This is a genomic window from Siculibacillus lacustris, assembly GCF_004328075.1.
In the GTDB taxonomy this organism is placed as follows: domain Bacteria; phylum Pseudomonadota; class Alphaproteobacteria; order Rhizobiales; family Ancalomicrobiaceae; genus Siculibacillus; species Siculibacillus lacustris.
Genome location: NZ_SJFN01000039.1, coordinates 35,631 through 43,139 on the forward strand (window position 1 = coordinate 35,631; position 7,509 = coordinate 43,139).

Genomic DNA, 7,509 nt, shown 5'->3' on the forward strand with positions numbered 1-7,509 from the left:
GCAACGAAAGCCCGTTGCGTCGAGCCTGCGTCGATCTCTCGTCGTCGGCTGCCCATCGACCGGGATCGCGTCCGGCTGTCCGGTATGGCTCGGACCCGCCGGCGTCCCGGTTTCTCGGATCTCGCGGGCGGGCGATCGACCGATGTGGTCACCCGGCCACCGGGGAGCGACCGCGCTCCGCCGAGACGGAAACGCCGAGCACGAGGCTCGGCGTCGAAACCTTCATGGCCGGTGCGGTCCCGGGACTCGCCGACCGGGGCGCGACGGCGAAGACGACCCCGCGGTCCGAGCGCCACCGAGCGGCGGATACGGTGCGGCAGGGCGGCACGAGCCGCCGTCCGCGCAGCGACGGGGCGGCATTCTTCGATGGTGTGCGGTCGTGCGTCGTGCACAGCCTGGCTCCCGGCTCGGTCGGGGCGCACCGTGCGCCTCCGGGTACCTGTCGACAAGTCCTTCGTCGGCATACCGCAAGCGACCGAATGTCTCGCCGTGGCGCTGCCCGGCCTCGGCCACCTGGGCTCGGTGCGGATCCTCCGCGAGGGGGGCGACGCTACCGCTTCGCGCCGATATCGGCCGCTGCCCCCACGCCAGTTCCAAGCGTGTAAGGGTCGCACCGGTCGGCTACGGCTTCCAAAATGTCGGTAACCCCGCGTCGTTCTTGACGATCCGTATCGACAACACCGGCACCGTACCGCGCGTCCTTCTTCCCTACGGGAGGCTGATATGGGTGACCTCTATGCCCGCAAGTCGGTTGGCAGTCCGAGGCAACCCAGTCAGACTTGGCTACGAGGACCGTTTCAAAACCAAGAGGTGGTGACGATGACCCCGATCGTATTCGTACCCGGCCTGCTCTGTTCGGCAGAGGCCTTCGCTCCTCAATCGGTTGCCCTCTGGGAATTCGGGCCGATCACGACCGCATCGACCTTGTCAGGGGAAACGATCGCCGAGATGGCGGCCGCTGTCCTGGCCAATGCTCCACCGCGCTTCGCCTTGGTGGGCATCTCGATGGGAGGGTACATCTGTATGGAGATCATGCGGCAGGCACCCGAACGGGTAGCAAGGCTGGCACTCCTCGACACGTCGGCACAACCCGACACACCTGAGCAGACAAGCCAGCGTCGGGTGATGTTGGCGCGCGCTCGGGAGAGCGATTTTGCCGCCTGGAGCGAAGAAACGCTGACCTCGATCCTGCATCCCTCGCGCCGTGCGGACGCAAACCTGCGTCAGATCAATAGAAGGATGGGCCAAGCTGTCGGTTTGGAAGGGTTTGCTCGGCAAACCGAAGCGGTCATCAACCGTCCCGATTCCCGCCCGGGTCTCGCGGCGATTCGGGTTCCGACACTCGTACTCGTCGGCGACTGCGATGCGCTCACGCCGCCGGAGCGGTCAGAGGAGATCGCGTCCCTTATTCCCGGAGCAACTCTGGTCGTCGTCCCCGACTGTGGGCATGCTTCTACGATCGAACAACCGCTGCTCGTCTCCTTGGCTCTCGCCAGATGGTTGCAGGAATGAACATCGGCGTCGCCCGACCACAATCCACGGCAGCGGAAACATCGAGCGAAGCACGCCTAGATGCCGCACTCGGGCGTTTGCAGTCGCTCACGTCACCGGCCGCGTCGCGCCGAAAGCTCACGAGGTACCGGATCACTCTGGAAACGGGCAGCCTGCGCGAGGGGCAGATCGTGAGCAGATGCCGGTAATCCAATACTCTTGCATTGTGCGAAACTCCTGAAGTCCGCACCGGAGCAGCCGCCATCGCCGTCGCCATCGATGGGCGGAAAGCCATCGGCAGCTCATATCCGCAGGCAACCTTGCCAGTCTATCTGTTGATGTGCGATATATGAGAAATGGCTACCATCCCTGAACCACCGATATCTCCCGAAATCGTCGTTCCCGCGCTGACGCAGGCGATCGGACGAGTGCTGCGCCGCCTGCGTGCGGATGCAAATCCGGACGGTCTGAACTTCTCACAATCGGCGACTCTCGCCCTGTTGGAAGAGAGCGGCGGGATGACCACCGCAGATCTCGCACGTGCGGAAGCGATGAAACCCCAGTCGATGGGCACCATCTTGGCCGGCCTCGAGCAGGAGGGCCTGGTCGAGCGCAAGCCGCATCCTTCCGATGGACGACAAGTTTTGTTTTCGATGACGGCGGCGGGTGCCGAGGCGCGACGAAAGCGAAGTCTGGCAAAGCACGCGTGGCTACTCGCGGCCGTGGCAAAACTCCATCCGGCAGAACGACAGACGCTGCTGTCCGCCGCGGCGCTCATCAAACGCTTGGGGGATTCCTGATGCTTCTCGATCGTTTGGATGGAAAGACACGCCCATGCCCTTGACCGCCCTCGATCCGAAGACCGCGTTGATCGTCATCGATCTCCAGAAAGGCATTGTTTCGCTGCTCGCGACGCATCCCATCGAGGCCGTGATCGAGCGCGTCGGCACGATGTCGGCGGCCTTTCGCGCGCAAGGCTTGCCGGTCGTGTTGGTCAACGTCGCCGGCGTTGCGCCGGGCCGGACCGAACAGCGGCGCCTCGATGGGGCTTTTCCAACCGGCTGGACCGATCTCGTCCCCGAGTTGAACCGGCAGCCGCAGGACCACGTGGTGACGAAGCACACACCGGGCGCCTTCACCAATACCGGTCTCGACGCCCATTTGAGGGCACTCGGGGTCACCCAAGTCGTGATTGCCGGCGTCGCCACCAGCAACGGCGTCGAGGTCACCGCGCGCCAAGCGTTTGAGCTCGGCTTCAACGTCACCCTCGCAATCGACGCGATGACCGACGCGAACGCCGAGGCCCACACCTACAGCATCACCCGCGTTTTTCCCCGGATCGGGGAAACCGGCACGACGCGGGACATCATCGATCTTCTGCAGAGGAGTGCCTGACCATGGAATGGCTTCACGACCTCTCCTACCTGTTCGGCGGCGCCTTTCTGGCGAACGCCGTTCCGCATTTCGTCAGCGGCATGATGGGGCGGTCTTTTCAGAGCCCGTTTGCCAAGCCATCGGGAGAAGGTCTGTCGTCCTCGACCGTGAACGTGCTCTGGGGATTTGCGAACTTCGTCGTCGCCTACCTTCTCATTGCCCGCGTGGGATGCTTCACTCTCCGAGCCGCCGATCACGTCACTGCCGCAGGTCTGGGCGTTCTGCTCATGGGTGTGATGTCCGCGCGTCTGTTCGGGCGGTTCCACGGCGGCAATTCGCCCACCGGCTCCTGACGGCATGGCCAACGGCACGTTCCGCTCACTGAAGGTCTTCAACTATCGCGTCTGGGCCCTCGGTTCGCTCGTCTCCAATGTCGGAACATGGATGCAGCGCACCGCCCAGGACTGGCTGGTTCTGGCGGAACTCACGGATCACAGCGCAACGGCCGTCGGCATCGTGATGGGCCTGCAGTTCGGGCCGCAGCTTCTCCTGCTGCCGTGGACCGGCTATGCGGCCGATCGCTTCGACCGACGCAGGCTCCTGATCGCCACTCAGGCGGCTTCGGGTATCCTGGCGCTCGTCCTCGGTCTTCTCGTCGTCACCGGGTTCGTCCAGCTGTGGCATGTCTACGGGCTCGCGCTCCTATCCGGCTGCGTCAATGCGGTCGACGGCCCAGCCCGACAGACCTTCGTCTCCGATCTCGTCGGAGACGATGACCTTTCCAACGCGGTGGCGCTGAATTCCGCATCCATCAACGTCGCGCAAATGGTCGGGCCGGCCGTCGCCGGTGTCCTGATCGCGGTCGTGGGCTCTGGTTGGGCGTTCTTGATCAACGCGGCCTCCTTCGGTGCCGTGCTCGTGTCGCTCGGGTTTCTGCGCGTGGCGGAACTTCATCCCAACGCACGCGCCGGGCGCGCCCGCGGCGGCCTCGTGGACGGCTTCCGCCATGTCCGGTCGCGCCCGGACTTGATCGTCATCCTCGGGATGCTCTTCCTGGTCGGCACGTTCGGGCTCGAGTTCCCGATCTTCATCTCGACCATGTCGACCGGCGTCTTCCATGGCGGAGCCGATCAGTATGGGCTGCTGACTTCGGTCATGGCACTCGGCACGCTCGCCGGCGCATTGCTCGCCGCCAGACGGGAGCAACCTCGGTTCGGGCTTCTCCCCCTCACCGCCGCGATCTTCGGACTCGGCTTCGCATTCGCCGCGATCGCGCCCAACGTCTGGTTGTTCGGTGCCGCGCTCGTCGTCGTCGGCGTCTCGATTCTGACCTTCACCAATTCGACGAGCAGTCTGATGCAACTATCGACCGAGCCGGTGATGCGCGGCCGTGTCATGGCATTGCGTCTGGCGATCGGTGTCGGCGCGACGCCGATCGGCGCCCCGATCGTCGGCTGGGTTGCCGATGCCTTCGGTCCGCGCTGGGCGCTGGGCGTCGGCGCGGCTTCCGGATTTGCTGCCGCAATAGTCGGACTGCACTATCTCATGAGGCCCGAGTGAATACCGTGTTTCTATCGGATTGTTGACCTTATCGAGTTCCGAGACACACACCGCCCCCGAATCTCGCGCAAACGCGTGATTGGGCACGGATATGAGGACCCGACCACCTCGAGTGGTTCTATCGTGCAAGAGACGCGTGCAGAATGAAGGGGCGCGCGAGGCATCGACGAGCCTCCGCTAAGCGCCGAAAGCGGAAGCTCGTTGGGGTCGCACGGATCAATCAGTGAATCCGGCATCGATGGCCGACGGCGCCAAATGGGACCCGGCCGTGAATCGGGCATTCGGCCGTGTTTTCGTGCCTTGGTCGCCGAGCGTCTTCATCTGAGCATCGTCGCGCCGCCCTCATCGACGATTTTCAACGCCTGCGCCGACCGCGTCGTTCCCATTTCGCACGAGATACGCTCTATTGGATCGATTGAAACCGCAAAGATCCAATCGATCCGCCCAGAGAGCGAGGCGACGACATGCCCCCACTGCGCACGGCGGCGTTGACGGTCGTCGCCCTCGTCGCTTTCGCCGGCAATTCGCTTCTCGCCCGCACGGCGCTGCGCGACACGCCGATCGACGCCATGACCTTCACTTCGATTCGCCTCGTTTCCGGCGCGCTGATTCTCGCCGCGATCGCCGCCCGGATGCGGCGTTCACCGCTCGCCGAAGGCAATTGGCCATCGGCCCTCGCGCTCTTCGCCTATGCCGTGTTCTTTTCCTTCGCCTATACCGCCATGGCCGCCGGGACCGGCGCGCTCATCCTCTTTGCCGCCGTGCAGGCAACGATGATCGGTTGGGGCCTGTCGCAGGGTGAACGGTTTCGGCCGATCCAGTCGGCCGGACTGGTGCTGGCGGCGGGCGGCCTGATCACCCTAATGGCGCCCGGCATCACCGCACCGGCCCTGATCCCATCGCTGGCGATGAGCGCCGCCGGCATCGCCTGGGGCGTCTATTCGCTGCGCGGCCGGCGCGCCGGCCATCCGATCGTGGCGACGGCGGGAAACTTTTTGCGCACCGTCCCACTGAGCCTCGTCGGCAGCGCAGTTCTGATCGCTCACGCCCGTCCCGACCCCGCCGGCGTCGGCTGGGCGATTGCTTCCGGCGCCGTCGCCTCGGGCCTGGGTTATGCCATCTGGTATGCCGCCCTTCCGGGCCTGACCGCGACATTCGCCGCCACGGTCCAACTCGGCGTGCCGGTGATTGCCGCGCTCGGTGCGGTATTGCTGCTGGGGGAATCACTGTCGTTGCGACTGGCCGTCGCCGCGTCGGCGGTGCTCGGCGGCATCGCCATCGTAATTCTGTCGCGTCGTCGCCCGCCGCCGCTCACACCGCCGCGCGACCCGCGCTGACGGCGCCAAGCCCGAACGAATGTCGTGGAAGGCGTCCGCAGAACTGTCATAGGGGGGAAGATGAGCGTTCGTGTCGTTCGAGCCGTCACCGAAACCGAATTGGACCACGTCCGCCACCTGATGCGCGCCTTCGTGCGGTGGCACCGCGAGAGGCACCCCGACGAATTGGCCTTGATCGACAGCTATTTCGACGAGGCCGCCTTTTCTGCCGAACTGGCCGCCCTTCCTGGAAAATATGCGCCACCGTCCGGCAGTCTCCTACTGGCCGACGTCGACGGAGCGCCGGCCGGCTGTGTCGCCTTGCACGATCTGGGCAGCGGGTTCTGCGAGATGAAGCGGATGTTCGTTCCGGAATCCTTTCGCGGCCGTGGTGTCGGGTCCGCGCTCGCAAGCCAGATTCTGACCGATGCGCGGGATGCCGGTTACCGGTTGATGCGCCTCGACACCAGCATTCGGCAGGCCGAAGCCATCCGCCTCTACGAGCGATCGGGATTTCGGCGGGTCCCCGCCTATTATCCGGTTTCACCGCGCATGGCCGAATGGTTGGTCTTCTTCGAGCGATCGCTGTAGGTCGTCGACCGGTCGGCGCTAATGTGGATGGCCGCTTCGAGTCGCAGGCCGTCACTTGCCGGTTCCGGCGCGGGCGGGTCGATCGTCCAGGCCGTGACCAGGTGCAACCGCGCCACCGTGGCGAAAATTGCCGAGTGTCCCGCCCCGCCCGAGTGACCACCGCCGAGGCGGTGGTCAGATTTTCATGGACCGACGTTTCGCGATCTCGGCGCGAGCTGCCCTGATGCCGTCCGTGAGGGTCCGCTGGCGAAGCGTGCGTCTTCGTAGGGACCGAATCGCCGGCAGTCCCATTCAAAGGCCATGGCTCGACCACTCCCGTTCTTGCGCAGCGCCCGCGTGCAGCGACGGACGGCGATCATGCGGCGCGCGGCGGGTCTTGGCAAACTATGGCAATGCCGACCTATGCCGTTGATTGAGCGCACCTGCTCGACTTCCATCGTTTCCGGTTGGTGGCAATCGTGCCCCCCGGAAGTTGGAGGCGAGCCCTATGGGCGCTTCGAATTCACTCCCCGTGTTGATCGACGAAAAGGATGCCGCCGGGCGGCTCGGGCTGAGCCCGCGCACGCTCCAGGCGTGGCGGGTCTCCGGCGGTGGTCCGATCTATCGCAAGATCGGCCGCCGTGTGGCCTATGCGGTCGAGGATCTCGCCGTCTTCGTCAATGCCGGCGTCCGCACCAACACGAGCGAGGGCGTGCGATGACCGACAAATATCGCCGCTTCCTCGCCGTCGATCGCGGCAACAACCTCGTGACGAACCATGATCCTTGGACGGAGGGCGCTCGCAGTTGGGGCGGTTCCGTCGCGACGACCGCTCACCGCATCGCCTTTCAGCGCATCGCCGCCGCCGCTCTCGCTCGCTCCGACGCGATCGTCAGTCGGTGGTTGCCCGACGGGCGGCGCGAGGGTGCCGAGTGGGTCGCCCGCAATCCGAGGTCGTGTCCCATGAAGTGGTGTAGCTGACGAGAACGGTGGTCATCGGCGGTGCGGCGGTATGGTCGGAGTTGCGAGAACCAACCCGACCGAGGAGCCACCGATGACCGACATGATGATGAGCCTACGGACGCTCGTGGAGAAGAGCGCCGACGCCGATGTTTTGCGCGAGATGATCGGCTTCGCCGCGGAGCGCCTGATGGAGCTGGAGATCGGCGCCCACACCGGTGCCGAATGGGGCGAGAAG

9 protein-coding genes and 1 pseudogene are annotated in these 7,509 nt (G+C 65.2%); all 10 read left to right on the plus strand.

What is annotated here, in order from left to right; genetic code table 11:
• The first annotated feature begins 819 nt into the window (after positions 1-819).
• Positions 820-1,512 carry an alpha/beta fold hydrolase gene (locus EYW49_RS19580; protein ID WP_131311318.1) on the plus strand — a complete coding sequence of 231 codons (693 nt, stop codon included), beginning with the start codon at positions 820-822 and terminating at the stop codon, positions 1,510-1,512.
• A 335-nt stretch (positions 1,513-1,847) separates the two neighbouring features.
• Positions 1,848-2,291 (plus strand): MarR family winged helix-turn-helix transcriptional regulator, encoded by a 444-nt coding sequence (locus EYW49_RS19585; protein ID WP_131311319.1) that lies wholly within the window; start codon positions 1,848-1,850, stop codon positions 2,289-2,291.
• Positions 2,292-2,325: 34 nt separating this feature from the next.
• A complete protein-coding gene (locus EYW49_RS19590; protein WP_131311320.1) occupies positions 2,326-2,886 on the plus strand; it encodes a cysteine hydrolase family protein in 561 nt (186 codons plus the stop codon).
• A gap of 2 nt (positions 2,887-2,888) precedes the next feature.
• The gene (locus EYW49_RS19595) at positions 2,889-3,218 is read left to right on the plus strand and encodes a hypothetical protein (RefSeq protein WP_131311321.1); all 330 of its coding nucleotides are present in this window, start codon (positions 2,889-2,891) and stop codon (positions 3,216-3,218) included.
• A 4-nt stretch (positions 3,219-3,222) separates the two neighbouring features.
• Positions 3,223-4,425 carry an MFS transporter gene (locus EYW49_RS19600; RefSeq protein WP_131311322.1) on the plus strand — a complete coding sequence of 401 codons (1,203 nt, stop codon included), beginning with the start codon at positions 3,223-3,225 and terminating at the stop codon, positions 4,423-4,425.
• A 488-nt stretch (positions 4,426-4,913) separates the two neighbouring features.
• On the plus strand, positions 4,914-5,762 hold the full coding sequence (locus tag EYW49_RS19605) for a DMT family transporter (protein WP_228259691.1): 849 nt from the start codon (positions 4,914-4,916) through the stop codon (positions 5,760-5,762).
• A 60-nt stretch (positions 5,763-5,822) separates the two neighbouring features.
• Complete coding sequence (locus EYW49_RS19610; RefSeq protein ID WP_131311324.1) at positions 5,823-6,332, plus strand: GNAT family N-acetyltransferase; 510 nt, start codon at positions 5,823-5,825, stop codon at positions 6,330-6,332.
• A gap of 511 nt (positions 6,333-6,843) precedes the next feature.
• Positions 6,844-7,032, plus strand: a complete 189-nt coding sequence (locus EYW49_RS19615) for a helix-turn-helix transcriptional regulator (protein ID WP_228259692.1) — start codon at positions 6,844-6,846, stop codon at positions 7,030-7,032.
• Complete coding sequence (locus tag EYW49_RS19620; RefSeq protein ID WP_131311326.1) at positions 7,029-7,292, plus strand: hypothetical protein; 264 nt, start codon at positions 7,029-7,031, stop codon at positions 7,290-7,292. The genes EYW49_RS19615 and EYW49_RS19620 overlap by 4 nt, the downstream gene beginning before the upstream one ends.
• Before the next feature lie 73 nt (positions 7,293-7,365).
• Positions 7,366-7,509, plus strand: a pseudogene (locus EYW49_RS19625) (IS256 family transposase); the annotation flags it as partial.